The following is a 25,607-nucleotide window of genomic DNA, read 5'->3' as shown; positions in this document are numbered from 1 at the left end:
CCGGCCGCGGGCATGCGCCGCCAGACAGGCTGTGGAACCGTCGCGGTTATTTACCCGGCCGCAGGGCCCGGCCCGCTTCAGGAAGCGGGCAAGGCAAAGGGGCCGATCTTCAGCAACATCTCGTCGTCGTGGTCCGCGCCCCCGAACATCTGCCGGTCGAAGAACGGCTGCTCGGAAACGTGGGCGCCCAGTTCGGCGGCCAGGCCGGCTGGCGCAGGCGGGCCTGAGGCGCTATTCACCGGCCCAGGCCAAACCGGTACAATGCCCGACAAACCTGAGGAGCGTTGCGACGATTCCGCCGGTGTGCCCAGCGCACGGGCCGCGGTTCGCCAGGCTCAGGAAACCCTGCATGGGCGCCGCGCACCGCGCGGCGACGCAGCAACGGCGCTCACCTTTGTCGCACATGGCGGGAAAGGCGGGCGCCTTTGTTTTTTCGTGGTGTCTTCGCGCTGTCCGGCCGTGCCTTGCGCCGTTCGATTTACACGTGGAGCCTACACACCATGAACGCTGTTACCGATAAATCCTTCACCGACTACGTCGTGGCCGACCTGTCGCTGGCCGGCTGGGGCCGCCGCGAGCTGGCCATCGCCGAAACCGAGATGCCCGGCCTCATGGCCATCCGCGAGGAATTCGCCGCGCAGAAGCCGCTCAAGGGCGCGCGCATCGCCGGCAGCCTGCACATGACCATCCAGACCGGCGTGCTCATCGAGACGCTGGTGGCGCTGGGCGCCGAAGTGCGCTGGGCGTCGTGCAACATCTTCTCCACGCAGGACCACGCCGCCGCCGCCATCGCCGCCTCCGGCACCCCGGTCTTCGCGGTCAAGGGCGAGACGCTGCAGGAGTACTGGCAGTACACCCACAAGATCTTCGAATGGCCCAACGGGCAGCACGCCAACATGATCCTGGACGACGGCGGCGATGCCACGCTGCTGCTGCACCTGGGCGCCAAGGCTGAGCAGGACGCCTCCGTGCTCGACAAGCCGGGCAGCGAGGAAGAGCGCGTGCTGTTCGCCGCCATCAAGGAAACGCTGGCGCGCGACCCCAAGTGGTACTCCACCCGCCTGGCGCAGATCAAGGGCGTCACCGAGGAAACCACCACCGGCGTGCACCGCCTCTACCAGATGTCGCAGAAGGGCGAGCTGGCCTTCGCCGCCATCAATGTGAACGACTCGGTCACGAAGTCGAAGTTCGACAACCTGTACGGCTGCCGCGAATCGCTGGTGGACGGCATCAAGCGCGCCACCGACGTCATGGTGGCGGGCAAGATTGCCGTGGTGGCCGGCTACGGCGACGTGGGCAAGGGCTGCGCCCAGGCGCTGGCCGCGCTGCGCGCCCAGGTGTGGGTCACGGAAATCGACCCGATCTGCGCGCTGCAGGCCGCCATGGAAGGCTACAAGGTCGTGACCATGGAAGAGGCGGCGCCGCACGCCGACATCTTCGTCACGGCCACGGGCAACTACCACGTCATCACCCGCGAGCACATGGAGGCCATGAAAGACCAGGCCATCGTGTGCAATATCGGCCACTTCGACAACGAGATCGACGTCGCCAGCCTCGAAAACTGCAAGTGGGAAGAGATCAAGCCGCAGGTCGACCACGTGATCTTCCCCGACGGCAAGCGCATCATCCTGCTGGCCAAGGGCCGCCTGGTGAACCTGGGCTGCGCCACCGGCCATCCCTCGTTCGTGATGTCGTCGTCGTTCGCCAACCAGACCATCGCGCAGATCGAGCTTTTCACGCGCAACGAGGCGTACAAGTCGGGCGAAGTCTACGTGCTGCCCAAGCACCTCGACGAGAAGGTCGCCCGCCTGCACCTGAAGAAGCTCGGCGCCAGGCTGACCACGCTGCGCAAGGAGCAGGCCGACTACATCAGCGTGCCGGTGGAAGGCCCCTACAAGCCCAACCACTATCGCTACTGATCGGTTGTAGCAAAATAGGAAAGTCCCGCGCCATGCCGGCGCGGGTTTTCCGGTCCGGCAAGGCCGGGGCCCCGCAGGGCGGCCCGGCCCCGGGCGCATAACTGGAGGCCGAACATGGCATTGATACTCGTGTGGATCCTGAACGCGGTGGCGCTTCTGGCGGTGGCTTATCTGTTGCCCGGCATTACCGTTGCCAGCTTCGGGTCGGCGCTCATCGCCGCGCTGGTGCTGGGCCTGGTGAACATGCTGGTCAAGCCGTGCTGGTGCTGCTGACGCTGCCCATCACCATCGTTACGCTCGGCCTGTTCCTGATCGTGATAAACGCCCTGTTGTTCTGGTTCGTGGGCTCGGTGCTGCGCGGCTTCCAGGTCAACGGGTTCTGGTGGGCCGTGGGCGGCGCCATTCTCTACAGCATCATCTCCGGCCTGCTCACCAAGCTGATTCCGTGAGTGGGGCCTACTCCCGAAGCGCTGCGCGCCGCCCCCTCGAAGGGAGCATGCCAACGGACCGGCAACGCCGGCTTCGCGGCATCCCGATGGGGCGACGCCTGTTTCATCCGGTGCGTGAGCGCCATGGATAACTGATATGTCCGATTCGATTTCTCCTGCTTTCAGCCTGGAGTTCTTCCCGCCGCGCGACCTGGCGGGCCAGGAGCGGCTGGTCCGCGCGGCCAAGCAGATGCTCGCCATCCAGCCGAAGTACGTCAGCGTGACTTTCGGCGCGGGCGGCTCCACGCGCGCGGGCACGGCCGCACGCCGTGCGCACGCTGGCGCAACCTGGGCTGCGACGCCGCGCCGCACCTGTCGTGCGTGGGCGCCAGCCGCCAGGACCTGCGCGACATTCTCCTGTCCTACAAGAACGAAGGCGTGCGGCGCGTGGTCGCCCTGCGCGGCGACCTGCCTTCGGGCATGGGCGGCGACGCGGGCGAGCTGCGATACGCCAACGAGCTGGTTTCCTTCATCCGCGAGGAAACCGGAGACTGGTTCCACATCGAGGTGGCGGCCTACCCCGAGATGCATCCGCAGGCGGCCAATCCGTCCGCTGACCTGGCGCACTTCGTGGCCAAGATGCAGGCCGGGGCCGATTCCGCCATCACGCAGTATTTCTTCAACGCCGACGCCTATTTCGATTTCGTCGAGCGGGCCCGGGCCAAGGGCGTTTCCGCGCCCATCGTGCCGGGCATCATGCCCATCACGAACCATACGCAGCTGCTGCGCTTCTCGGAAATGTGCGGGGCGGAAGTGCCGCGCTGGATCCGGCTGCGGCTGGCCGAGTTCGGCGACGACAAGGCGTCCATCCGCGCCTTCGGCGTGGACGTGGTCACCGAGCTGTGCCAGACCCTGCTGGAGAACGGCGCGCCGGGCCTGCACTTCTATACCCTGAACCACGCCGAAGCGCCAATGGCGATCTGGAAATCGCTGTCGCGCTGAGGCGGGCCGGCCGAAGAGGGGCCGGGGCCGTGCGAGCGGCCCGGCGGCAACAAAAGAAAACGGGCCTCGCGGCCCGTTTTCTTCGCCCGGCCGGACCCGGCCGGGCGCTGCTGCGCGGTGTGCTCAATCGGCGTAGACGCCCGCCTTGCGGATGATGGGGCCCCATTTGTTCACTTCGGACTGCAGCCAAGTCTGCAGGCCTGCCGGCGTCTGCTTGGATTCCGGCACGATCTCGGCGCCCAGGTCGGCCATCTTCTGGCGGAAGGCCGGATCCTTCAGGCCCGCGCGCAGGGCGGCGTTGAATTTAGCGATGGCCTCGGGCGGCGTGCCCTTGGGCGCGTACACGCCGTGCCACACCTTCACCTCGAAGCCTTTCAGGCCGGACTCCTGCAGCGTGGGCGCGTCCGGCAGGGCCTTGATGCGGTCCAGCGTGGTGACGCCGTAGAGCTTCACGCGCTCGGCCTTGATGTGCGGGATGGTCTGGGTGGTCTGGTCGCACAGCACGTCCACCTGGCCGCCCAGCAGGGCGGTGAGCGCGGGGGCGGTGCCGGCGTAGGGCACGGTGGTGAACTGGGTGCCCAGCGCCTCCTGCAGCAGCATGCCGCACAGTTGCGACACCGCGCCCAGGCCGGCGTTGGCCAGGTTGACCTTATCGCCCTTTTCTCGCGCGTACTTGATGAAGGCGGGCATGTCGGCGGCGGGCAGGTCCTTGCGGCCGAGCAGCGTCATGGGCACGTCGGCCACCTGGCCCACGTAGTCGAAGTCCTTCAGCGGATCGTACGGCAGCTTGCGGTAGAGCGCGGGCGCGGTGGCCATGCCGTTGTGGTGGATGAGGAAGGTGTAGCCGTCGGGGGCGGCGCGCGCCACGTGGGTGGAGGCCAGGGTGCCGCCGGCGCCCGTGCGGTTCTCGATGACGATGCTCTGTCCCAGCGTCTTGGACATGGCCGCGCCCAGGCTGCGGGCCACCACGTCGTGGGGCCGCCCGCGGCAAACGGCACCACCAGCGTAATGGGATGATTCGGATAGGCGTTCTGCGCGCTGCCGGGCCGCGCCAGGCAGCCCAGCGCCACGGCGGTCCAGGCAAGCGTGCAGCGGGCGCGCGCAAGAATAGGGGGCATGTCTCGCTCCTTGAGGGGTCTTGTAGATAGAGGCCCGCAAGGGGCGGGCTGGCCGCCAGTGTGGCGCGACAGCGCGCGAATGAGAATTCGTGGTTTTACAAGCCGGGTTTAGGCAAGCGGAAAGTGCGGGAAAACGCCAGGGTTAACGCGCCCTAATTGGGCTGGGGCTTGCCCGGATCCTGGGCAAGCACCTGGGGCGCGCCATAGCCTTCGGGCGGCGTCTCGGCGGGGCGGGCGCGAAGTCTCGGGCGTTGCGGCTTCCTGCAGGCGCTGGCGCTTTTCCTTGTCGCGCTCGATCTGGGCAACCAGGCGCGCCCGCGCGCCGCTGCGGGCGCGCTTGGGCGATTCCTCGGCGTGGGCGTCGCGTGCGGTTTTCTTGACCGTCAGCGTCTTGCGCGGGCGGTTCGGTTCATCAGAGGCCATACGGATCCTGGCGATAAGCCAACAGGCAGGGGGGAATCAGAAGGGTTTGACGACGACCAGCGCCACCACCACCAGGAGCAGCAAGACGGGAACTTCGTTGAACCAGCGATAGAACTTGTGCGAACGGGTGTTCTTGCCCTGTTCGAACTTGCGCAGCATGACGCCACAGGCGTGATGGTAGCCGATGATCAGCAGCACGAAAAAGAGCTTGGCGTGCATCCAGCCGTTGCCCGGCCCCACGCCGATGCCGTAGCCCAGGTAGAGCCACATGCCCAGGATGACGGCCACGATGGCCAGCATGGTGGTGAAGCGGTACAGGCGGCGCGCCATGCCGATGAGCGTGGCCTGCACCGAGGTGTCCGTTTGCTGGGCGAGGTTGACGTAGATGCGCGGCAGGTAGAACAGGCCGGCGAACCAGGAGGCGATGAAGACGATGTGAAAAGTCTTGACCCAAAGCATGGCGCGATCCAGAGGCGGGAAAGCCGCATTGTAAGCCGCGGGTCCGGCGGGCAGGAGGGCGCGGGGCGCCCGCGCGCCCCGCGCCTTTTCAGATGACGTAGAGGTCCACGTATTCGTGCACCGGCATGGCTTCCAGCGTGTCCTGGGCCAGCGAGGCGGCCAGGATGCGCTGCTGCTGGCGCGGCGGGAATACGCGCGCGAGATTGGTGCGGAACTTGGCCTCCAGCAGCGGAATGCCCTCGGCGCGCCGGCGCTTGTGGCCGATGGGGTACTCGCACACCACTTCGTCCAGCGCCGTGCCGTCGGAGAATTCCACCGTCAGCGCATTGGCGATGGAGCGTTTGCCGGGGTCGTGGTAGTCGCGGGTGAAGGCGGGGTTTTCCACGCACGTCATCTTCGCGCGCAGCGCGTCGATGCGTGGGTCGGCCGCCACGCCGTCTTCATAGTCGGCGGCGGTGAGGCGCCCGAACAGCAGGGGCACGGCCACCATGTACTGCACGCAGTGGTCGCGGTCGGCCGGGTTGTGCAGGGGGCCTTGTTTGTCGATGATGCGGATGCACGCCTCGTGGGTGCGGATGGTGATTTTGCTGATGTCCTCCGGTTTGCGGCCCAGCGTGCGCAGCCGCCCGTGCAGCTGCATGGCGCATTCCACCGCCGTCTGCGCGTGGAACTCGGCCGGGTAGGAGATCTTGAACAGCACGTTCTCCATGACGTAGCTGCCATAGGGGCGCTGGAACCGGAAGGGCTGGCCCTTGAAGAGCACGTCGTAGAAGCCCCAGGTCTTGGCGGTGAGCACCGTGGGGTAGCCCATTTCGCCGGTGCGCGCGATGAGGGCCAGCCGCACGGCGCGGCTGGTGGCGTCGCCCGCCGCCCAGCTCTTGCGGCTGCCCGTGTTGGGCGCGTGCCGGTAGGTGCGCAGGCTCTGGCCGTCGACCCAGGCGAGCGAGATCGCGTTGATGATTTCCTCGCGCGACAGCCCCAGCATGCGCGATACCACGGCCGTGGAGGCCACCTTGACCAGCACCACGTGGTCCAGGCCCACCTTGTTGAAGGAATTCTCCAGTGCGATGCAGCCCTGGATCTCGTGCGCCTGGATCATGCCCGTGAGCACGTCGCGCATGGTCAGCGGCGGCTTGCCCGCCGCCACGGCGTTGCGCGAGAGCCAGTCGGCGGTCGCGAGAATGCCGCCCAGGTTGTCCGAGGGATGGCCCCACTCGGCCGCCAGCCAGGTGTCGTTGAAATCCAGCCAGCGGATCATGGCGCCGATGTTGAAGGCCGCCTGCACGGGGTCTAGCTGGAACTGGGTGCCGGGAACCTTGGCGCCGTGCGGCACGACCGTGCCCGGCACGATGGGGCCGAGCAGCTTGCGGCACGCGGGGTATTCGAGCGCTTCCAGGCCGCAGCCCAGGGTGTCGATCAGGCAGTTGCGCGCCGTGTCATACGCGAGACTGCCGGGAATGTCGGTATTGAGGACGTAGTCCGCGATATCGGCCAGCACCTGGTCGGGATCGCGGCGGGCATTGGAGATCGGGGCAGACATGTCGGAACCTCTCCTGTAAGGGGATACAGGTGGGCCGAGGCCCGCCAATCCGACGCGGATTGGCGTTTCCCGAATCGACAGGCCCCGGTTGCACCGTTACTTCCGCTTTTCGATGGGCACGAACTTCTGGTCTTCCGGCCCGACATAATTGGCGGTCGGACGGATGATCTTGTTGTCGATGCGCTGCTCGATGATGTGGGCCGACCAGCCGGCCGTGCGGGCGATCACGAAGAGGGGCGTGAACATCGCGGTCGGCACGCCCATCATGTGGTAGCTCACGGCGGAGAACCAGTCCAGGTTGGGGAACATCTTCTTGATTTCCCACATCACGGTTTCCAGGCGCTCGGCGATGTCGAACATCTTGGTGCTGCCGGCCTTCTTGGAAAGCTTGCGGGCGACTTCCTTGATGACCTTGTTGCGCGGATCCGATACCGTGTAGACGGGGTGGCCGAATCCGATGATGACTTCCTTGGCCTCGACGCGGCGGCGGATGTCGGCCTCGGCCTCGTCCGGCGTGTCATAGCGCTTCTGGACCTCGAACGCCACCTCGTTGGCGCCGCCGTGCTTGGGGCCGCGCAGCGCGCCGATGGCGCCGGTGACGGCCGAGTACATGTCCGAGCCGGTGCCCGCGATGACGCGGCTGGTGAAGGTGGACGCGTTGAACTCATGCTCGGCGTAGAGGTTCAGCGAGATGTGCATCGCGCGGACCCACTCTTCGCTGGGCTTCTGGCCGTGCAGCAGGTGCAGGAAATGGCCGCCGATGCTGTCGTCGTCGGTCTGCACGTCGATGATGCGGCCGTTGTGGCTGTAGTGGTACCAATAGAGCAGGGCGGAGCCCAGGCTGGCCATCAGGCGGTCGGCGATGTCGCGCGCGCCCGGGATGTTGTGGTCGTCTTTCTCGGGCAGCACGCAGCCCAGCACCGACACGGCCGTGCGCATCACGTCCATGGGGTGGCTGGCGGCGGGCAGGGCCTCGAGGGCGGACTGGAGCTGGGCGGGCAGGCCGCGCAGGCTGCGCAGCTTTTCCTTGTAGGCCTTCAGCTCGGCCTTGTTGGGCAGCTTGCCGTGCACCAGCAGGTGCGCGATTTCCTCGAATTCGCAGGTGTCGGCGATGTCCAGGATGTCGTAGCCGCGGTAGTGCAGGTCGTTGCCGCTGCGGCCCACCGTGCACAGCGCCGTGTTGCCGGCCACCACGCCGGACAGCGCAACCGATTTCTTGGGCTTGAAGCCGGCCTTCTCCTCCGGCTTGGCTTCCGTCTTGGCTTCTTTCTTGGGAGCCGTGCTCATGTCTCTACTCCTTTCCTTACGCGATGGTCGAAGAATCAGTGGACGGCGGGCGCCGCGCGCAGCGGGCCGCCCGCCGGGAGGACGTGCGGAATCAGGCCTTGCCCTTCTGGAAGAGCGCGTCCAGCTTGGATTCGAATTCGTGGTAGCCGATGCGATCGTACAGCTCGTCGCGCGTCTGCATCATGTCGACCACGTTCTTCTGGTGGCCGTCGCGGCGGATGGCCGTGTAGACGGCCTCGGCGGCCTTGTTCATGGCGCGGAAGGCCGACAGGGGGTAGAGCACCATGCCCACGCCCACGCTGCGCAGCTCGTCCACCGAGAAGAGCGGGGTCTTGCCGAACTCGGTGATGTTGGCCAGCACCGGCACCTTGACCGCCTTGACGAAGCGGTCGTAGGTGGGAAGGTCGTAGGCGGCCTCGGCGAAAATGGCGTCGGCGCCGGCTTCCACGCAGGCCAGCGCCCGCTCGATGGCCGCGTCCACGCCGTGCGAGGCGATGGCGTCGGTGCGGGCGATGAGATAGAAGTCGCTGTCGGTGCGCGCGTCGGCGGCCGCCTTGACGCGGTCGACCATTTCCTCGGTGCTGACGATTTCCTTGCCCGGGCGGTGGCCGCAGCGCTTGGCGCCGACCTGGTCTTCGATGTGGCAGGCGGCGGCGCCGAACTTGATGAGGCTCTTGACGGTGCGCGCGATGTTGAACGCCGAGGGGCCGAAACCCGTATCGATGTCCACCAGCAGCGGCACGTCGCACACGTCGGTGATGCGCCGCACGTCGGTCAGCACGTCGTCCAGCGTGTTGATGCCCAGATCGGGCAGGCCCAGCGAGCCGGCCGCCACGCCGCCGCCCGAAAGATAGATGGCGCGGTAGCCCGCCCGCTTGGCCAGCAGGGCGTGGTTGGCGTTGATGGCGCCGATGATCTGCAGCGGGGTTTCTTCCTTGAGCGCCTTGCGGAAAAGGGCGCCGGGCGATTCGGGTCTGGACATGAGGAGTCTCCGTGAGGGGCCGGGTTGCGCCCGGTCTGGTCGGTGGCGCGCCGGCGTCCGTGGGCCGCGGCCGGCACGGACGCCTCGCGGAACCATACCGCGGCGGCGGAAAATAAATCTGTCCCCTACGCGACAATCGCGCCGGCGCGGCCGGGCAAAGGGACAGGTGTATGTTCCGCGCCCGCCTGGGAATTGGGCCCGCAGGAGCGGGCCCAATTCCGGAAGCGGGACGCCGATTACTTCAGCAGGTCCTTGACGCCGTCGCGCTCTTCGAGGAGCTCTTTCAGCGTGAAGTCCAGGCGCTCGCGCGAGAAGGCGTCGATTTCCAGCCCTTCGACGCGCTTGTATTCGCCGTTTTCGGTGATGACCGGCACGCCGTAGATGATGCCTTCGGGGATGCCGTAGGAGCCGTCGGACGGCACGCCCATGGTGACCCACTTGCCGTTGCTGCCCAGGACCCAGTCACGGACGTGATCGATGGCGGCGTTGGCGGCCGAGGCGGCCGAGGACAGGCCGCGCGCCTCGATGATGGCGGCGCCGCGCTTGCCCACGGTGGGGATGAAGACGTCGCGGTTCCAGGCGTCGTCGTTGATGATCTTGGCCAGGCTCTCGCCGCCCACGGTGGCGAAGCGGTAGTCGGGGTACATGGTGGGCGAGTGGTTGCCCCACACGACCAGCTTCTCGATGTCGGCCACGGCCTTGCCGGACTTGGCGGCCAGTTGCGACAGGGCGCGGTTGTGGTCCAGGCGCAGCATGGCGGTGAAGTTCTTGGCGGGCAGGTCCGGCGCCGACTTCATGGCGATGTAGGCGTTGGTGTTGGCCGGGTTGCCGACCACCAGCACCTTGACGTTGCGGCTGGCGACTTCGTTCAGGGCCTTGCCCTGGGCGGTGAAGATCTGGGCGTTGACCGACAGCAGGTCCTTGCGCTCCATGCCGGGGCCGCGCGGACGGGCGCCGACCAGCAGGGCCACGTCGGCATCCTTGAACGCGGTGCGCGGATCGCTGTGGGCGGTGACTTCCTGCAGCAGCGGGAAGGCGCAGTCATCGAGTTCCATGATGACGCCCTTCAGGGCCTTTTGCGCCTTTTCGTCGGGGATTTCCAGCAGTTGGAGGATGACGGGCTGATCTTTGCCGAGCATTTCGCCGGAGGCGATGCGGAACAGCAGGGCGTAACCGATTTGGCCGGCGGCGCCGGTGACGGCGACACGCATGGCGGGCTTGGACATGGACGTTCTCCAGAATGGTTTGGCGAGAAAAAATCTCGACAATCAGTGTAATCCGTTGACGGCCGGAACCTGCCGCGCCGGAGCGCAAGGCAGGAGGGCTGGGCAGCCTGGAATCCTAGATCGAATTTACGTATGCGTCAATTTCTCTTATATCTTATATAAGACATAAGACGTTGGACAGGCCGGCTCGCGGTATGCCACAATAGTGCGTTTGTTCGAATGCGCCGCAGCGCATGCCGTCTTCGGGTGTCCTGCCAAAGGCTGCCGCCCCGGGGCGGCCCTTCCGGGCCTTCCTCCGGTCGCGCGGCGGAACAGCCGCCCCGCGCGACGCCTCCGCCATTCGCATGAACATGAAGACTCCAAGAAAACCCATGGCCGACCAACCCTCCGCACGCGCACGCGCCGCCCGACCTTCGGGCGAGGGGGCCGCTTTCAGTCCGCTGTACCGCCAGATCAAGGATCTGCTGGTGCAGAGCCTTGATCGCGGCGAATGGAAGCCTGGCGAACTCATTCCCAGCGAGATCGACCTCGCCGCGCGCTTCCAGGTCAGCCAGGGCACGGTGCGCAAGGCGGTGGACGAGCTCGCCGCCGAACACCTGCTGCTGCGCCGCCAGGGCAAGGGCACCTTCGTCGCCACCCATCACGAGGCGCGGGTGCGCTACCGCTTCCTGCGCCTGGCCGCCGACGACGAAACCGAAGCCGGCCGCGCCGAAGCCGGCCGCGCCGAGAGCCGCATCCTCGCCGCCGCCGCCTGCGCCGCGCGGGCCGAGATCTCCCGCGGGCTCGACCTGCGCGCCGGCGAAACCGTCATCATGATCCGCCGCCTGCTCTGTATGAACCAGGTCCCCACCGTGGTGGACGACATCTGGCTGCCGGGCGCGGCCTTTCGCGGCCTCACGCTGGAGCTGCTGTCGGCCAACCGCGCTCCCATGTACGGGCTCTTCGAGTCGGAGTTCGGCGTGAGCATGGTGCGCGCCGACGAAAAGCTCCGCGCCGTGGCCGCGCCGGCCGAGATCGCGGCGCTGCTGAATGTCGAGCCCGGAACCCCGTTGCTGCAGGTGGATCGCGTGTCCTACACCTATGGTGACCGCCCCATGGAAATCCGGCGCGGTCTTTACTTGACTGATCGATACCACTACCGCAATAGTCTGAATTGATGAGTGTTTTGCCTACGATTTGATACCAACCCGATCTCTGGGCGAAAATAATGCGTTTGCCCGAAAGGGGCACGGCATTTTCGCCGTCACGATTCCCTAGTAAGAAACCTGAGGCCGTCATGTCCGACACCGCTGCCAAGCCACGTCCGCAGTTTCGCAATATTGGTCTTGCGCAAATTGCCAGCTATCGCCTGCCCCTGCCGGGCAAGCTGTCCATCCTGCACCGCGTCAGCGGCGCCTTGCTCTTCGTCTGTCTGCCCTTGGTCATCCTGCCGCTCTTCGCGGCCAGCGTGGCCTCGCCGCAGACGTTCGCCGCCGTGGCCGCATACGCGGGCAACCCGATCGTGAAACTGGTCCTGCTGGTGCTGATCTGGGGCTACCTGCACCACTTCTGTGCCGGCATCCGCTATCTCGTCCTCGACCTGCACGTCGGCCTGGACAAGCAGTCGGCCAAGAAGAGCGCCGGCGTGGTTTTCGGGGTCAGCCTGGCGCTGACCGTGGTGTTCGCCCTCAAACTGTTCGGAGTGCTGTAAATGGCCGCCACCAAGAACTACGGACCCAAGCGTCTGGTCGTCGGCGCCCATTACGGCGTCATGGATTTCATCGTCCAGCGCATCACCGCCGTCATCATGGCGGTCTACACGCTGGTCCTGCTCATCGGCATCCTGGCGATGCCCGCCTTCACGTACGAAAACTGGACCGCGCTGTTCACGTTCTATGTGGGCGTTCTTCCGGTGGGCCAGCTGCTGGCCTCCCTCGCATTCATCGCGCTCGGATGGCACGCCTGGATCGGCGTGCGCGACATCTGGATGGACTACGTCAAGCCGGTGGGCGTGCGCCTGCTGCTGCAAGTGCTGACGATCCTCTGGCTGGTCGGTTCGTTCATCTACTTCGCGCAAATCCTCTGGAGCATTTAAGCCGTGGTCTCTGTCATGAAATCCCTGCCGCGCCGCCAGTTTGATGTGGTGGTCGTCGCGCCGGCGGAGCGGCATGCGTTGTTCCCTGCAGCTTTCCCAGGCCGGCCTGTCGGTCGCCGTGCTGTCCAAGGTATTCCCCACCCGCTCGCACACCGTGGCGGCGCAGGGCGGCGTGAGCGCCTCGTTGGGCAACATGAGCGAAGACAACTGGTACTGGCACATGTACGACACCGTCAAGGGTTCGGACTGGCTGGGCGACCAGGACGCCATCGAGTTCATGTGCCGCGAAGCGCCCAACGCCGTGTACGAGCTCGAGCACTTCGGCATGCCGTTCGACCGCAACCCCGACGGCACCATCTACCAGCGCCCGTTCGGCGGCCACACCGCCAACTTCGGCGAGAAGCCCGTCCAGCGCGCCTGTGCCGCCGCCGACCGCACCGGCCACGCGCTGCTGCACACCCTCTACCAGCGCAACGTCGCCGCGCGCACCCAGTTCTTCGTCGAATGGATGGCGCTGGACCTGCTGCGCAACGAGGCCGGCGACGTCCTGGGCGTGACCGCCCTCGAAATGGAAACCGGCGAAATCTACATCCTGGAAGCCAAGAGCACCGTGCTGGCCACGGGCGGCGCCGGCCGCATCTGGGCCGCGTCCACCAACGCCTTCATCAACACCGGCGACGGCCTGGGCATGGCCGCCCGTGCGGGCATCCCGCTGCAGGACATGGAATTCTGGCAATTCCACCCGACCGGCGTGGCCGGCGCCGGCGTGCTGATCACCGAAGGCGTGCGCGGCGAAGGCGGCATTCTGCTCAACAAGGATGGCGAACGCTTCATGGAGCGTTACGCGCCCACGCTGAAGGACCTGGCCCCGCGCGACTTCGTGTCCCGCTCGATGGACCAGGAAATCAAGGAAGGCCGCGGCTGCGGTCCCGACGGCAGCTACGTGGTGCTCAAGCTCGACCACCTCGGCGCCGACGTCATCAACAAGCGCCTGCCCTCGATCCGCGAAATCGCCATCAAGTTCGGCAACGTGGACCCGATCAAGGAGCCGATTCCCGTCGTTCCGACCATCCACTACCAGATGGGCGGCATCCCGGCCAACTATCACGGCCAGGTCCTCACGCGCGTCAACGGCGAGAACAAGATCGTCAACGGCCTGTACGCGGTGGGCGAGTGCGCCGCTGTGTCGGTGCACGGCGCCAACCGCCTGGGCACCAACTCGCTGCTGGACCTCATCGTGTTCGGCCGCGCCACCGGCAACCACATCGTCAACTCGCACCCCGAGCGCCAGCACGCGCACCAGCCGGTGCCGCAGCAGGCCGTGGAATATTCGCTGGACCGCGTCAACAAGCTGGAATCGCGCACGTCCGGCGAGAAGGCGCAGGATATCGGCAACGCCATCCGCGTTTCCATGCAGCGCCACTGCGGCGTGTTCCGCACGCTGGAATTGCTGAACGAAGGCGTGGAGCAGATCGAAGACCTGGCCAAGCAGGCCGACCACATCTACTTCAAGGACAAGTCCAAGGTGTTCAACACCGCGCGCGTCGAGGCGCTGGAGCTGGCCAACATGACCGAAGTGGCGCGCGCCACCATCAAGTCGGCCGCCAACCGCACCGAAAGCCGCGGCGCGCACGCCCTGAACGACCACCCGAACCGCGACGACGAGAACTGGCTGAAGCACACGCTGTGGTACTCCGAAGGCAGCCGCCTCGAGTACAAGCCCGTGCAGATGCAGCCTCTGACGGTCGAGTCCTTCCCGCCCAAGGCGCGTACTTTCTAAGTCCGGAAAGAGCAAATTATGAGCACCAAGAGAATCGTCAAGTTCGAAATCTACCGCTACGACCCGGACAAGGACGAGCGTCCTTACATGCAGAAGCTGGAGGTCGAACTCCAGCCCACCGACAAGATGCTGCTCGATGCGCTGGTGCGCATCAAGAACACGGTGGACGACAGCCTGTCGCTGCGCCGCTCGTGCCGCGAAGGCGTGTGCGGTTCGGACGCCATGAACATCAACGGCAAGAACGGCCTGGCATGCATCACCAACTTGCGCGAGCTTAAGGAACCCATCGTCCTGAAGCCGCTGCCCGGCCTGCCCGTGATCCGCGACCTCATCGTGGACATGACGCACTTCTTCAACCAGTACCACTCGGTTCGCCCGTACCTCATCAACGACACGCCGCCGCCCGAACGCGAGCGCCTGCAGTCGCCCGAGGCGCGCGAAGAGCTCGACGGCCTGTACGAGTGCATCCTGTGCGCGTGCTGTTCCACTTCCTGCCCGTCCTTCTGGTGGAATCCGGACAAGTTCGTGGGCCCCGCCGGCCTGCTGCAGGCCTACCGCTTCATCGCCGACAGCCGCGACGAAGCCACGGGCAGCCGTCTGGACAACCTGGAAGACCCGTACCGCCTGTTCCGCTGCCACACGATCATGAATTGCGTCGACGTCTGTCCCAAGGGCCTGAACCCGACCAAGGCGATCGGCAAGATCAAGGAACTGATGGTTCGACGGACTGTCTAGTCTTAATGGTATTCACAAGGTGCGACCATGAGCAGGCTCACTGAACTGGAACGGGCGCGTTTGCGTTGGCGAGCGCGCCGCGGCCTGCTCGAAAATGACCTCATCATCACCCGGTATCTGGACGCCTACGAAACCCAGCTTACCGACGAGGATGTGAGCGCATTGACGCAGCTCTTCGAGCTTGGAGACAACGATCTGCTCGACCTGCTGCTGGCTCGCAAGGAACCCGAAGGCGTGCTGGACACGCCTCGGATTCGGAGCATTCTGGGCCGGATGCGCGAGCTCTGATTCAATCGAAAGGAAATAGCGATGAACCTGTCTGACAAAAAAGCCACTCTATCCTTCTCGGATGGCAGCGCTCCTATTGAGTTTCCTGTCTACAAGGGTACGGTCGGTCCCGACGTGATCGACATCCGCAAGCTGTACGGCCAGACGGGCATGTTCACGTTTGACCCCGGCTTCATGTCCACCGCCTCGTGCGAATCGGCCATCACCTACATCGACGGCGACAAGGGCGAGCTGCTGTACCGCGGCTACCCGATCGAGCAGCTGGCCGTGAACTGCGACTTCATGGACATCTGCTACCTGATCCTGAACGGCGAGCTGCCCAACGCCGAGCAGAAGGCCGACTTCGATTCGCAAGTCACCCATCACACGATGGTGAACGAGCAGCTGCATTTCTTCCTGCGCGGCTTCCGCCGCGACGCGCACCCGATGGCCGTGCTGACCGGCCTGGTGGGCGCGCTGTCGGCCTTCTACCACGACTCCACCGACATCACCAATCCGCAGCACCGCCACATCTCGGCGATCCGCCTGATCGCCAAGATGCCGACGCTGGTGGCGATGGCGTACAAGTACTCGCAGGGTCAGCCCTTCATCTATCCGCAGAACAACCTGTCCTACACGGGCAACTTCCTGCGCATGATGTTCGCCACGCCGTGCGAAGAGTACAAGGTGAACGAAGTGGTCGAGCGCGCGCTGGACCGCATCTTCATCCTGCACGCCGACCACGAGCAGAACGCCTCCACCTCCACGGTCCGCCTGTGCGGCTCGTCGGGCACCAACCCGTTCGCCGCCATTTCGGCCGGCGTGGCGTGCCTGTGGGGCCCGGCCCACGGCGGCGCCAACGAAGCTTGCCTGCAGATGCTCGAAGACCTGCAGGCCAACGGCGGCGTGGCCAAGGTCGGCGAGTTCATGGAGAAGGTCAAGGACAAGAGCTCGGGCGTGCGCCTGATGGGCTTCGGCCACCGCGTCTACAAGAACTACGATCCGCGCGCCAAGCTCATGCAGGAAACCTGCAAGGAAGTCCTGGCTTCCCTGGGCCTGGAAAAGGATCCGCTCTTCAAGCTGGCCATGGAGCTCGAGCGCATCGCCCTGGAAGACGACTACTTCGTCCAGCGCAAGCTGTACCCGAACGTGGACTTCTACTCGGGCATCGTGCAGCGCGCCATCGGCATCCCGACCTCGCTGTTCACGGCCATCTTCGCGCTGGCCCGCACTGTGGGCTGGATCGCGCAATGGAACGAAATGCTGTCCGACCCCGACTACAAGATCGGCCGTCCGCGCCAGCTCTTCACCGGCCACGTCACCCGCGACGTGCCCCCGATGGACAAGCGTTGATCGCCTGACGCTTGCCCGACAAACCCGCCCGCGTGGCGGGTTTTTCTTTGCCGTTCTTCGCGGCGGCTGCGGTGCGGCGTTGCGCGCGCCGCGGACAGGCCAGCCGGTTCACGTATCATCGCGGCCATGATCCCACTTGCGCTGCCCTCGACGGAATTCCTTGCCCTGCTGCTCGTTTCGGAACTCGCCGGCGTGGCGCTGCTGGGATGGCTGGCCGTGCTGGCCGTCAGCGGCGGGGCGCGGCGGCGCTTCGCGCGCCGTCCCGTGGCTGCATGGCGCGGCGCTGCTGGCGCTGGCCGCGGGCGGGCGTTTCACGTTGCGTTCCGGGTGATGCTCTGGCAGTTCGACCGCGAGCAGGCCAGGCAGGAGGCGGCGCGGCGCGTGACGCTGCAGCAGCCGCAAACGCTCGGCGGTGTGCCCATGCCCGCCGGAACGCGCCTGGTGCTGGAGAAGGAAGGCCAGCCCGAGCGCTACACCGAGGCCGTTTTCGATGCGCCGACGCCGGCCTTCGGCATGCGGGCCAAGCGCATCGTGCGCTACCTGTACACCGACTACGACCGGCGCACCTACAAGGAAACGCGCAGTTATCCGCGCACCGTGCAGGTCTGGGGAGAGGGCGCCCAGACGGTGGCGGGATGGCTGTGCGACACGACGCGCAAAGTGGAATTCCGCGTGGAGGACGAAGGGGCGCGCATCGAGTTCGCGTCCTGCTCGCTGGCGGCGGGCAACCGCGCGGGCGGCGTGGACCTGCCCGCGGGCGCCGAAGCGCAGGCGCGCGATGGCGAGAAATATACCAATGGGCACGTCGAGCCCTTGCGCTGGTACGTGAGCGTCGAGTCCAGCGAGCCGGTGGCCGTGTCCGGGCTGCTGCTGGGCCGTCCCGGGCTGTTGCTGGACGAGGAACGCCGCCTGCTGGGCGTGGCGCGCGGTTCGCTGGCCTGCCCGCTGCGACTGGGGCCGTACCGCTATCCCGCGGGCACGCTGGTCCAATCCACCGCGTATCCGCTGAACCGGCGCCTGCCCGGCGCGTGGGTGTTCAGCCCGGACTACGGGATGACGGCGCGCCGCGACGACGGCCAGGACCTGCCCGACGGTATGTCGGCGGTGCAGCGGAGCGACGGCGAGGTGCTGGACGTACTGCCGAACGACCGCGCCGGCGTGGTGCGCTATGCCGTCATCGAGGTGGACGGCGCGCGCCGCGGGAGCCGGCGCGCTGTCCCTGACGGCGGACGCCGGCGCTGCTACAGGCCGATGCCGCGCGCCACGAGCGCCGCGAACAGCGGCAGCAGGATGAACAGGTGCGATTCGATCATCACCCAGCGGCGGGCGCGCCGGATCTCGGCCTCGGGCGGGACGTAGCCCCGCGGCTGCTTCGACCAGCGCAGGAAGGCCAGCGTCGGCGGGATCGAACAGAGCCCGATGATGACGAAGAGCGCGATCTTGGCATGGAACCACGGGTTGCCCATGTAGAAGGCGGCGCCCTTGGCGCCCAGCGTCAGGCGCAGCACGCCGGTGGCCAGCACGGCCAGGGCGGATGCCAGGTACAGGCGGTCGTAGAGCGCGAGCCGCCGCACCGTATCGGGCGACAGGCCCGGGCGCAGCAGCACGGCCTCGGCCGCCATGATGACCACGAGCACGAAAATGGCCAGGTAGTGAAACCAGGCAAGCAGGGCGTCTTGCAGCATGTCGACTCCGGTAAGGGGAAACAAGCCCGTTTTTACCATTGCCGCATGACGCGCAGTCGGATAGGCGCGCCAGAAGAAAGGAAAAGCAAAGGGCGGGCTGATACCCGCCTGCATCAGACAGCGAACACCCGTTCAATTCAAGGAGAGCCCATGTCGAAACTTAAACCCGAGCAGATGGAAGCGACGATCCGGCGCTACTTCGACGCCTGCAACGCCGCCGATTACGAAGGGCTCGTATCCTGCTTCACGCCGGACGCCGTGCACTACTTTCCGCCCGGGCTTCCCGACATCCCCTGGCGCGGCGCGGAAACGATTGCAAAGAAATGGATCTGGTGCGTCGAAACGCTCGGCTCGCAATGGACCATCGAAAAGGTGCTGTGCTCTTCCACGGTACCGGAAGCCGTAATCGAGTGGACACATTGGAAAAACAAGATCGGCAAGGCGTTGCGCGGTGACGAGTGGTACGTCTTCGACGAGAAAACCGGACGCATCCGCGAGATACGCGCGTACTACGCGTCGCCGGCCGACCCCGCGGCCGCCATCTGCCAGTTGCACGAATTCGATTACGCCGGACGCGGATATCACCTCGCCGCTCCGCGTACCGCTGAAGACTGATCCGCGGCAGGACGCCGCCAGGACACTTAATCATTCACAACATTGGAGGGACTATGTTCGGCAAGCTTCACACCATCGCGGCCGGCCTGACGCTGGCGACCATCGCCGCTGTTGCACCGGCCGCCCACGCCGCCTATCCGGAAAAGCCGGTCACCATTATCGTCGGCTATGCGCCGGGCGGATCGGTGGACATCGTCGCGCGTATCATGGCCAAGCATCTCGGCGACAAGCTCAACAAGCCGTTCGTCGTCGAGAACCGGCCGGGCGCAAACGGAAATATCGCGGCCAACTATGTGGCCAAGGCCAAGGCCGACGGCTATACGCTGCTTTTCGGCGGCAGCAACCACGTTGCCAACGACAGTCTGTACAAGAACATCAGCTTCAAGTTCAGAAAAGACCTGACCCCGCTCGCCCTGTCCGCCAGCATGGCAAACATTCTGGTCGTGACGCCTTCGCTGCCGGTGAAGACGGTGCAGGAACTGATCGACTATGCCAAGCGCAACCCCAACGCGCTTAACTACGGCTCGTCCGGCGCCGGCTCCTCGCAGCATCTCTCCGGCGAGCTGTTTACGAAAATGGCCGGCGTGAACATGACCCACGTCGCTTACAAGGGCGCGTCGCCCGCCGCCACCGACCTGATGGGCGGCACGATCCAGGTTATGTTCCTGAACGCGCCGGTTGCGATTCCTTATGTCAAGTCGAACCGGATGCGCGCGCTGGGCATCACCAGCCGTTCCAGGGACCCTTCCTTGCCTGAGGTGAAAACCGTCGCGGAGCAGGGACTCGCTGGATACGAGACCGGCGCCTGGGTCGGCCTTTTCGCTCCTCAGGCCATCGATCAGGGCATTGCGCAGTTGATCAACAAGACCTCCGAGGAAATCGCGAAGTCTCCGGAGTTCCAGAAGGAGATCCAGGCGCAATACATGGTGCCGATGAGCGGCGGACTCGACGAGATCAGGAAATTTGTCGTCGACGAAGACAAGAAGTGGTCGGAGATCATCCGCCTCGCAAACATCGTGCTGGATTGAGTCCGGCTGTTCCCATTCCCAAGATGTGCCGGCCGGCGTGGGCCTGGACAGTTCAGTGCCGGCACGGTTTCGTATCGCGAGAAGGATCGCATGAACAAAGAACGACTGGATGAGCGGCGAGAATCTACGTCTGCCGATATCGATGTTGCCGTCAATGCGGCGACAACAGCCTGGCCAGCGTGGTCTTCGAGCCAGCCGGCGCGCCGCGTCGGCGCGCTGCAGGCGCTTGCGGCAGCACTGGAAGCGGCGCGTGAAGAATTGGTGCCGATTGCGCACGAAGAAACGTATCTCGGGATCCCGCGCCTGAACGGCGAGCTTGACCGGACGGCGTTCCAGTTGCGCGTATTTGCCGATGCCGTCGAAGCCGGGGACGCTTTCCCGATGTTCGAAGATCCGGCAGTCCCCGGGCTGCCGCCTGTGGGCCACCCTCATCTGGTGCGCGCAGCGGTGCCGCTGGGGCCGGTAGCCATGTTCTCGGCCAGCAATTTCCCGTTTGCCTTTTCCGTACTCGGCGGCGACACGGCCTCGGCCCTGGCCGCCGGCTGTCCGGTGGTGGTGAAAGCCCATCCCGCGCATCCGAAACTTTCCCGTGCCGTCTTCAAGCTGGCGCAACAGGCATTGCAGGCGGCCGGTGCGCCGGACGGTGTGCTGACCATGGTCGAAGGCGCATCGAAGGACGTGGGCGTCTATCTGGTGCAGCATCCGGGCATCGCTGCCGTCGCCTTTACCGGTTCGTTTGCCGCCGGGGCGGCGCTGCAGCGCGAGGTCAACACGCGGCCCCGGCCAATTCCTTTCTACGGCGAGCTCGGCTCCATCAATCCCATCGTGGCGCTGCCGTCGGCAATCGAGACCAACGGCAATGAGCTGGCTCAGACCCTGGCGGCATCGATTGCACAAGGCTGCGGCCAGTTCTGTACCAGTCCCGGCCTCCTGGTGTTGCGCGGAAACGCAAACAGCCAATCCTTTCTTCGTCAATTGGCGGAGCGGTTGGACGAGCAGACCACGCACGCCATGCTGACGCCAGCCATTCGCGATGCCTTCGAGCGCGGAGCGGCACGACTGTGCGCGCATCCGGGAGCCAGACGTCTCAATCACGCGAACCCCCGTGCAGATGGAAACCCGCAACCGAACCTGGTGCAGATCGACGTTGCGGCCTTCCTGGCAGAGCCGGGGTTGCGCGAAGAGGTGTTCGGTCCGTCCTGCGTGGTTCTGGTCACGGATTCGACCGAGCAGACGCTTCAAGTGCTGGATGCCGTCGAAGGCAGCCTCACGGTAACCGTCTGGGGCGCTGAAGAGGAAAGCGAAGAGACGCGTCGCATCGTGCGCGCCGCAATGAATGTTGGAGGGCGTGTGCTGTTCTCAGGAGTGCCGACCGGCGTTGCCGTCACGCGCGGACAGCACCACGGCGGGCCTTGGCCGGCCTCGACTCAGCCGCAGACGACCTCGGTCGGGCAAGCGGCCTTGCAGCGCTTCCTTCGTCCGGTGGCATTGCAGGATGCGCCGGCCTGGCTCATGCAGCGCGGGGGTGTTCCATGCTGAATCACCTCGTACTGTTTCGCCGCAAACCCGGCGTCGAAAAGCAGCCCGAACGCGAGCGCGAACTGGTGGAGAAAATGGACGCCCTCGGCGTCAAGATCGCAAGCATCCGTTACTGGAAACTTTCGGCGAACGAAATACAGCGGCCGGTGTGCTGGGACTATTCGCTGGAATCGAAGTTCGACGATGTTGCGGGACTGGAAGCCTATCTTTTCCACCCCGCGCATGTTGAACTAATCGCCTTGCTCAAGCCGTATTTCGAGTGGGCTGCCGTGGATTACACGAGTGCGGGCTGATGGAAAAAAGCGTTGCCGTTCCTGGGTATTCATGAAGATCGCTACCAGCCGGCGGGCAAGCGGTAGCGATCTTCTAGTCCGCAACGAGTGTTGGCGAGGCTGCTGGTTTGGAAGTCTATCGGCTGAAAAACAAGGCAGCGATCCAGGCGCGTACCTCACGCAGCCCCACTACATTAATCCAAGGCTGTTAAAGATCGCCTTGGTAACGGCAAACCTGGCCGCACCGTCAGACTCCTTCCTGATTTCGACATTGGTTGCATAAAAGTAGACCTGTTCGCCCCGTTCCAGGTAGCCGACGAGCCATCCGGTCTGCGGTGTCGTCGCGTCTCCGAAACCCGACCACCCGGTCTTGCCGCTCAAGCGGTAGGCCGGCGTTTCCTCCAGCACCAGCAAGTCCTTGACGATCTGCGTGTTCCGTTCGGAGGCGCCCAGTTTGCCGGAATGGAAGTTGTGCAGGAACGCGACCTGTTCCTCCGCCGAGATGCCGAGTTTTCCCGTGAGCCAGAAGGTGTCGATGCCGCCGGAGATATCGCGATTCCCATATTGGAAACGGTCCACGTATGCTTGCATGCGCGCCGTTCCCGTGCGCCGCGCAAGCTCCTTGTAGAACCAGACCACGGAGTTCGGCAGGGCGCTTGCCAGCGTATGGTCCTTTGCCCATACCTGCGGCCACCATGCTTGCCGGGGATCGCGCCCGCTGTTCCATGGAAGCGCGAAATCGGGGCCGGATGCCACGCCCGATTCGAGAGCAATCAGCGTATTCGGAATCTTGAAAGTCGAGGCCGGAAGGTAGCGTGTGCGCGCACGTTCGGCATTGTGGCAATACATGGCACCCGTTTCCGGGTCGAACAGCACGAAGGTGCCTTGCACCTGCGACTGCTCGAACGCGGCCGCGAAATCGGCCTGTTCGTCGCAACCCGGTTTTGCCTGGGCAAGGCCATGGCCGGCCAGTGTGACGCCAACGATGGCGAGCGCACCCAAAGCGCGATTGAAGATATTCATGACGCTCCCTTTTTACTCTTTAGACGGATGAATGATCGGGCGATGTGCGCCCGATGGAGCGAGAGATTAAGGACGGCATGCCGGCATGCCAAGCGCCGCTTCGTAACGGCTGTAACACGCGATGGACGCTGCACGCGCAAGCACTAGAATGGCGAAACGCATTCCGGTCATTTTCATCGACCGATCGCCAAAAAACGAGCCGTGAGCATCGAAACACCCATCCGCATTGATTTTTCAGAGCCCTATCTCGTCAACGGCATGCCGGCGCGCTATCAATCGCTTTGGCTGCTGCTGCGCATCTATCACGCATATCGTTCAAGCGGCACAAGCCTGTCTGCTTCCGCGATACAGGCGCGTTTTCCGGGCAGGTCCAATTTCCGGATGCTCATATCGAGAGCATTCGCGGACTTCAAGTGCTGGGGCATTTCCGTTGGGTGGGGGGACGACCCTGCGATCGAGCCGGCACTGTTGAGCACCAGGCGGCGCAGCCATGGACCGTTCTGGATGCGGGGCGAAACGGCGGCCCGTCTTCGGATATATGCGCGGGGAGCCGAGCTCGACAGTCCTACCCTGGCACGGCTTCTCGGATTGCCCGCAGACGAATCGATGCGCGGCGACCCCACCGGGTATGTGATGCAGGATGTCGCGTACTGGAACCATCTGACACAGGCGATGCGTGTTGCTCTCGACGGGTTCCCGTCGGCTTCCGACCGGAGCCTGGCCGAGAGCTTCCGCGTGGCGCAGCATGCTGCAACGGACGATTTTCAGGTCGCGTTGTCGGTACTGAAGGAAAGCCTGGCATGGCGGAAGCTCGGGCAGTTGGAGCGCAGCCATGAAGCACTCGCCAGACTCGAACGGCGCCTCAAGCCGGTTTCCACGAAGAGTGGCCTCGCTTCTTTTTCCGCGATGGCCTTCATCGCGCGTAGCTGGAACCTCTACATGCGCGGCAAAACGGTTGCAGCCGCCGCCGAGCTCGAACGCCTTGCGTCGGACCCTGAACTGCATCTGGTGGTCCGCTATAACCCCCGCATTCGCTTCGAGTACCTCAACCTGCGCGCTTGCTCGGCAAGGCGGTTGTCTTGAACGCAACCGATCTCTCGGGGGCCGCCAGGATCGAAACGGCAAAGAGCGTGATGGGCGACTTCTCCGAGGCGCTGCAAGCGGCCTATGAGGCGGATTCGGTCGAAGCGGCGCAGGATGTGGCGGCCAATATCGGCCTGACGCTCTGGCTGTTCTGGAAAGACCGCCTGATCGATGAGGAGCGCTTACGGGACGAGCGGGCGGTGCAAATCCAGGCAGTGCGCTGGATCGGTCTTTCAGAATGGATCTGCGACCGCTTCGGCGTCGGCGGCGGCTCCGCGTGGAATACGATTTTCCTGCTGCGCATCGTCCGTGGAACCTGCCGCCATCCCGGACGCGATGGGAGAAACAGGGACGGCGCGGGAACCCCGCTGGGGCCGAGCAACACGACGTTCTCTCCGCGTTCAATGAAGCGCAGCGTGGCCAGTTCGTCGATCTGCGCCCTGGGCGCGCCCACGGCAAAGCCGTAGTCATACTCATCCAGCGTCTTGATGGCCGGGAATGCGGCCATGCGTACCAGGGTCTGCCGTGACCGCAGCTGACGGGCATCGCGCTCGGCGCGAAGCGTCTGCTCCAGGTAGTCCAGTAGTGTCCAGTCCTTCTCGGCGGCTTCGGCGGCCAAGGCGCGGTAGTGCTGCATAAGGCCTTCGAGTTTTAGCGCCTGGCAGTAGTCGTCGATGCGCTCGTGTTGCAGGTTCATGCCGTCACCTCCGTCAACAAGCGTTGATACGTCGACAGCGGATGCTGCAAGGGCGTATGCATGGCGTGCGACCAACGACTTTGTTCGGTGTGCATCGGGCTGGCCTGCTGGGCGGGGCCCGATTGCGGGCGTATCCGGTAGGGCGGCAAGGGCCGCAACATGGCGCGCTCGACCTCTTCAAACAACGCTGCGGGAGTGCGTTGGGTGACTGGATGTACCCGTTGATTGGCCACATCACGAAGCCATTTGCGTACTTCGGCATTCGCGGTCTCCACATCCACGCTCAAGCCCATCTGCTTGAGTCGACTGGCCAGCGGGACGTAGAAATTGCCACGCAGATAACGGTGAAAACGCTCCACCTTCCCCTTTGTGCGAGCCCGATACGGTCGGCACAGACGCGGCAAGAATCCATACTGCTTGGCCAGGTCAAGCAGTTGTGGGTGCCAGCGATGATGGCCCTCGCCGTAGGCATCGCGCTCCAGCACGATGGTGCGCGCGTTGTCGTACAAAATCTCCTTAGGCACTCCGCCCAAGGCTTCGAACAGCGTGTGGTGACAGCGAATCAGCGTCTCCGCGCGTTCGTTCGTCGTGTACTGCGCCCAGCGCCAGCGGCTAAAACCCAACGTTGCGGTGAACGCATACAACGGATCAGCGCCGCGCCGAAAGACGACGAAATCGCATTGCATCTGCTGACCGGCGGGCGTCTCAAACCGCACGACCGGATCCGGGGTCGGTACGGGCCGGTGCGCGCTCATGAACGCCTGCAAGCTGCGCAGTTGGCCCTGATAGCCGAGTTCTCGAAGTTCCCGCAACAATGCCGGTGCGGCAATCTGCTCGGGCGCGGCCGCCGCCATCCGTTGAAGAATGTAGTCGTGAAACGGTTCAAGCTTGGTCGGTCGAGGTGCGCGTCGCTTGTAACGCGGCACGTCGTCGCTGGCCGCGTAACGGGCCACCGTGTTACGTGAAATGCCAAGTCGCCGGGCGATCTCGCGCTGCGACAGGCCTTGAGCAATGAGCACATGGATGGTCATCCACTGATCCTTCTGAAGCATGGTGGGCCTTCGCGCAAAAA

General features: G+C 65.0%; 22 protein-coding genes, 5 pseudogenes and 1 riboswitch. Of the genes and pseudogenes, 16 read left to right on the top strand and 11 right to left on the bottom strand.

Going from position 1 to position 25,607, the window contains the following annotated elements; all coding sequences use genetic code 11:
- Window positions 1-77: 77 nt before the first annotated feature.
- Window positions 78-245 (bottom strand): annotated as a pseudogene (locus tag AD428_RS05410) (diaminobutyrate acetyltransferase); the annotation flags it as partial.
- A 25-nt stretch (window positions 246-270) separates the two neighbouring features.
- A riboswitch (S-adenosyl-L-homocysteine riboswitch) is annotated at window positions 271-397 on the top strand.
- 103 nt (window positions 398-500) lie between these two features.
- Between AD428_RS05410 and ahcY the strand changes: the two are divergent.
- The 3 genes and pseudogenes from ahcY (at window position 501) to metF (ending at window position 3,349) form a co-directional block, all read left to right on the top strand.
- Complete coding sequence (gene ahcY / locus AD428_RS05405) at window positions 501-1,919, top strand: adenosylhomocysteinase (RefSeq protein ID WP_053244466.1); 1,419 nt, start codon at window positions 501-503, stop codon at window positions 1,917-1,919.
- Between the two features lie 114 nt (window positions 1,920-2,033).
- Window positions 2,034-2,368, top strand: a pseudogene (locus tag AD428_RS05400) (phage holin family protein).
- Window positions 2,369-2,504: 136 nt separating this feature from the next.
- A pseudogene (gene metF, locus AD428_RS05395) lies at window positions 2,505-3,349 on the top strand (methylenetetrahydrofolate reductase [NAD(P)H]).
- A gap of 123 nt (window positions 3,350-3,472) precedes the next feature.
- Here the strand turns inward: metF and AD428_RS05390 are convergent.
- The 6 genes and pseudogenes from AD428_RS05390 to AD428_RS05365 all read right to left on the bottom strand — a co-directional run bounded on the left by AD428_RS05390 (window position 3,473) and on the right by AD428_RS05365 (window position 10,384).
- Window positions 3,473-4,467 (bottom strand): annotated as a pseudogene (locus AD428_RS05390) (tripartite tricarboxylate transporter substrate-binding protein).
- A 459-nt stretch (window positions 4,468-4,926) separates the two neighbouring features.
- Window positions 4,927-5,349: a CopD family protein gene (locus tag AD428_RS05385; RefSeq protein ID WP_053244465.1), complete on the bottom strand. Its 423-nt coding sequence runs from the start codon at window positions 5,347-5,349 to the stop codon at window positions 4,927-4,929.
- Between the two features lie 88 nt (window positions 5,350-5,437).
- A complete protein-coding gene (locus AD428_RS05380; RefSeq protein WP_053244464.1) occupies window positions 5,438-6,889 on the bottom strand; it encodes a bifunctional 2-methylcitrate dehydratase/aconitate hydratase in 1,452 nt (483 codons plus the stop codon).
- A gap of 96 nt (window positions 6,890-6,985) precedes the next feature.
- On the bottom strand, window positions 6,986-8,176 hold the full coding sequence (prpC, locus tag AD428_RS05375; protein WP_053244463.1) for a bifunctional 2-methylcitrate synthase/citrate synthase: 1,191 nt from the start codon (window positions 8,174-8,176) through the stop codon (window positions 6,986-6,988).
- Window positions 8,177-8,267: 91 nt separating this feature from the next.
- Entirely contained in the window at window positions 8,268-9,158 is an 891-nt protein-coding gene (gene prpB, locus AD428_RS05370; RefSeq protein WP_053244462.1) for a methylisocitrate lyase, read from the bottom strand.
- 236 nt (window positions 9,159-9,394) lie between these two features.
- Window positions 9,395-10,384, bottom strand: a complete 990-nt coding sequence (locus AD428_RS05365; protein WP_053244461.1) for a malate dehydrogenase — start codon at window positions 10,382-10,384, stop codon at window positions 9,395-9,397.
- 371 nt (window positions 10,385-10,755) lie between these two features.
- On the opposite strand from AD428_RS05365, the gene AD428_RS05360 reads away from it, so the two are divergent.
- The 8 genes and pseudogenes from AD428_RS05360 (at window position 10,756) to AD428_RS25940 (ending at window position 17,952) form a co-directional block, all read left to right on the top strand.
- A complete protein-coding gene (locus AD428_RS05360) occupies window positions 10,756-11,541 on the top strand; it encodes a GntR family transcriptional regulator (protein WP_053244460.1) in 786 nt (261 codons plus the stop codon).
- Between the two features lie 119 nt (window positions 11,542-11,660).
- Entirely contained in the window at window positions 11,661-12,074 is a 414-nt protein-coding gene (gene sdhC / locus AD428_RS05355) for a succinate dehydrogenase, cytochrome b556 subunit (protein ID WP_053244459.1), read from the top strand.
- The gene (sdhD, locus tag AD428_RS05350) at window positions 12,075-12,458 is read left to right on the top strand and encodes a succinate dehydrogenase, hydrophobic membrane anchor protein (protein ID WP_053244458.1); all 384 of its coding nucleotides are present in this window, start codon (window positions 12,075-12,077) and stop codon (window positions 12,456-12,458) included.
- A gap of 3 nt (window positions 12,459-12,461) precedes the next feature.
- Window positions 12,462-14,238: pseudogene (sdhA, locus tag AD428_RS05345) on the top strand (succinate dehydrogenase flavoprotein subunit).
- Window positions 14,239-14,256: 18 nt separating this feature from the next.
- Entirely contained in the window at window positions 14,257-14,973 is a 717-nt protein-coding gene (locus AD428_RS05340; protein WP_053244456.1) for a succinate dehydrogenase iron-sulfur subunit, read from the top strand.
- Window positions 14,974-15,000: 27 nt separating this feature from the next.
- Window positions 15,001-15,261: a succinate dehydrogenase assembly factor 2 gene (locus tag AD428_RS05335; protein WP_053244455.1), complete on the top strand. Its 261-nt coding sequence runs from the start codon at window positions 15,001-15,003 to the stop codon at window positions 15,259-15,261.
- A 21-nt stretch (window positions 15,262-15,282) separates the two neighbouring features.
- Window positions 15,283-16,593 (top strand): citrate synthase, encoded by a 1,311-nt coding sequence (locus AD428_RS05330; RefSeq protein ID WP_053244454.1) that lies wholly within the window; start codon window positions 15,283-15,285, stop codon window positions 16,591-16,593.
- 126 nt (window positions 16,594-16,719) lie between these two features.
- Complete coding sequence (locus AD428_RS25940) at window positions 16,720-17,952, top strand: hypothetical protein (protein WP_053244453.1); 1,233 nt, start codon at window positions 16,720-16,722, stop codon at window positions 17,950-17,952.
- Here AD428_RS25940 and AD428_RS24415 read toward each other — a convergent pair.
- Complete coding sequence (locus AD428_RS24415; RefSeq protein WP_082308272.1) at window positions 17,835-18,278, bottom strand: DUF2214 family protein; 444 nt, start codon at window positions 18,276-18,278, stop codon at window positions 17,835-17,837. The genes AD428_RS25940 and AD428_RS24415 overlap by 118 nt on opposite strands.
- A gap of 150 nt (window positions 18,279-18,428) precedes the next feature.
- Here AD428_RS24415 and AD428_RS05320 point away from each other — a divergent pair, with 150 nt between their 5' ends.
- The 4 genes from AD428_RS05320 to AD428_RS05305 all read left to right on the top strand — a co-directional run bounded on the left by AD428_RS05320 (window position 18,429) and on the right by AD428_RS05305 (window position 21,753).
- Entirely contained in the window at window positions 18,429-18,893 is a 465-nt protein-coding gene (locus tag AD428_RS05320; RefSeq protein WP_053244085.1) for a nuclear transport factor 2 family protein, read from the top strand.
- 53 nt (window positions 18,894-18,946) lie between these two features.
- Window positions 18,947-19,921 carry a Bug family tripartite tricarboxylate transporter substrate binding protein gene (locus tag AD428_RS05315; RefSeq protein ID WP_053244086.1) on the top strand — a complete coding sequence of 325 codons (975 nt, stop codon included), beginning with the start codon at window positions 18,947-18,949 and terminating at the stop codon, window positions 19,919-19,921.
- Between the two features lie 90 nt (window positions 19,922-20,011).
- Entirely contained in the window at window positions 20,012-21,460 is a 1,449-nt protein-coding gene (locus AD428_RS05310; RefSeq protein WP_053244087.1) for an aldehyde dehydrogenase (NADP(+)), read from the top strand.
- Complete coding sequence (locus AD428_RS05305) at window positions 21,454-21,753, top strand: Dabb family protein (RefSeq protein WP_053244088.1); 300 nt, start codon at window positions 21,454-21,456, stop codon at window positions 21,751-21,753. The genes AD428_RS05310 and AD428_RS05305 overlap by 7 nt, the downstream gene beginning before the upstream one ends.
- A 168-nt stretch (window positions 21,754-21,921) precedes the next feature.
- On the opposite strand, the gene AD428_RS05300 is transcribed toward AD428_RS05305, so the two are convergent.
- The gene (locus tag AD428_RS05300; protein ID WP_053244089.1) at window positions 21,922-22,755 is read right to left on the bottom strand and encodes a penicillin-binding transpeptidase domain-containing protein; all 834 of its coding nucleotides are present in this window, start codon (window positions 22,753-22,755) and stop codon (window positions 21,922-21,924) included.
- A 201-nt stretch (window positions 22,756-22,956) separates the two neighbouring features.
- On the opposite strand from AD428_RS05300, the gene AD428_RS05295 reads away from it, so the two are divergent.
- Complete coding sequence (locus AD428_RS05295) at window positions 22,957-23,838, top strand: hypothetical protein (protein WP_152967988.1); 882 nt, start codon at window positions 22,957-22,959, stop codon at window positions 23,836-23,838.
- Window positions 23,839-23,920: 82 nt separating this feature from the next.
- Here AD428_RS05295 and AD428_RS29080 read toward each other — a convergent pair whose 3' ends face one another.
- On the bottom strand, window positions 23,921-24,475 hold the full coding sequence (locus AD428_RS29080) for an ATP-binding protein (RefSeq protein WP_304438919.1): 555 nt from the start codon (window positions 24,473-24,475) through the stop codon (window positions 23,921-23,923).
- 56 nt (window positions 24,476-24,531) lie between these two features.
- Complete coding sequence (gene istA / locus AD428_RS05285) at window positions 24,532-25,587, bottom strand: IS21 family transposase (RefSeq protein ID WP_053244091.1); 1,056 nt, start codon at window positions 25,585-25,587, stop codon at window positions 24,532-24,534.
- Between the last annotated feature and the right edge of the window lie 20 nt (window positions 25,588-25,607).

This window comes from Achromobacter sp. DMS1, from assembly GCF_001270295.1.
This window is presented reverse-complemented; position numbering and strand designations above follow the sequence as displayed.

Coding starts and splice junctions, on each gene's coding strand:
- AD428_RS05305 (WP_053244088.1), top strand. CDS start 21,454: ATGCTGAATCACCTCGTACTGTTTCGCCGCAAACCCGGCGTCGAAAAG.
- AD428_RS05335 (WP_053244455.1), top strand. CDS start 15,001: ATGAGCAGGCTCACTGAACTGGAACGGGCGCGTTTGCGTTGGCGAGCG.
- AD428_RS05385 (WP_053244465.1), bottom strand. CDS start 5,349: ATGCTTTGGGTCAAGACTTTTCACATCGTCTTCATCGCCTCCTGGTTC.
- AD428_RS05315 (WP_053244086.1), top strand. CDS start 18,947: ATGTTCGGCAAGCTTCACACCATCGCGGCCGGCCTGACGCTGGCGACC.
- sdhC (WP_053244459.1), top strand. CDS start 11,661: ATGTCCGACACCGCTGCCAAGCCACGTCCGCAGTTTCGCAATATTGGT.
- prpC (WP_053244463.1), bottom strand. CDS start 8,176: ATGAGCACGGCTCCCAAGAAAGAAGCCAAGACGGAAGCCAAGCCGGAG.
- ahcY (WP_053244466.1), top strand. CDS start 501: ATGAACGCTGTTACCGATAAATCCTTCACCGACTACGTCGTGGCCGAC.
- AD428_RS05310 (WP_053244087.1), top strand. CDS start 20,012: ATGAACAAAGAACGACTGGATGAGCGGCGAGAATCTACGTCTGCCGAT.
- istA (WP_053244091.1), bottom strand. CDS start 25,587: ATGCTTCAGAAGGATCAGTGGATGACCATCCATGTGCTCATTGCTCAA.
- AD428_RS29080 (WP_304438919.1), bottom strand. CDS start 24,475: ATGCAGCACTACCGCGCCTTGGCCGCCGAAGCCGCCGAGAAGGACTGG.
- AD428_RS05340 (WP_053244456.1), top strand. CDS start 14,257: ATGAGCACCAAGAGAATCGTCAAGTTCGAAATCTACCGCTACGACCCG.
- prpB (WP_053244462.1), bottom strand. CDS start 9,158: ATGTCCAGACCCGAATCGCCCGGCGCCCTTTTCCGCAAGGCGCTCAAG.
- AD428_RS05300 (WP_053244089.1), bottom strand. CDS start 22,755: ATGAATATCTTCAATCGCGCTTTGGGTGCGCTCGCCATCGTTGGCGTC.
- AD428_RS05330 (WP_053244454.1), top strand. CDS start 15,283: ATGAACCTGTCTGACAAAAAAGCCACTCTATCCTTCTCGGATGGCAGC.
- sdhD (WP_053244458.1), top strand. CDS start 12,075: ATGGCCGCCACCAAGAACTACGGACCCAAGCGTCTGGTCGTCGGCGCC.
- AD428_RS24415 (WP_082308272.1), bottom strand. CDS start 18,278: ATGCTGCAAGACGCCCTGCTTGCCTGGTTTCACTACCTGGCCATTTTC.
- AD428_RS05380 (WP_053244464.1), bottom strand. CDS start 6,889: ATGTCTGCCCCGATCTCCAATGCCCGCCGCGATCCCGACCAGGTGCTG.
- AD428_RS05365 (WP_053244461.1), bottom strand. CDS start 10,384: ATGTCCAAGCCCGCCATGCGTGTCGCCGTCACCGGCGCCGCCGGCCAA.
- AD428_RS05360 (WP_053244460.1), top strand. CDS start 10,756: ATGGCCGACCAACCCTCCGCACGCGCACGCGCCGCCCGACCTTCGGGC.
- AD428_RS25940 (WP_053244453.1), top strand. CDS start 16,720: ATGATCCCACTTGCGCTGCCCTCGACGGAATTCCTTGCCCTGCTGCTC.
- AD428_RS05320 (WP_053244085.1), top strand. CDS start 18,429: ATGTCGAAACTTAAACCCGAGCAGATGGAAGCGACGATCCGGCGCTAC.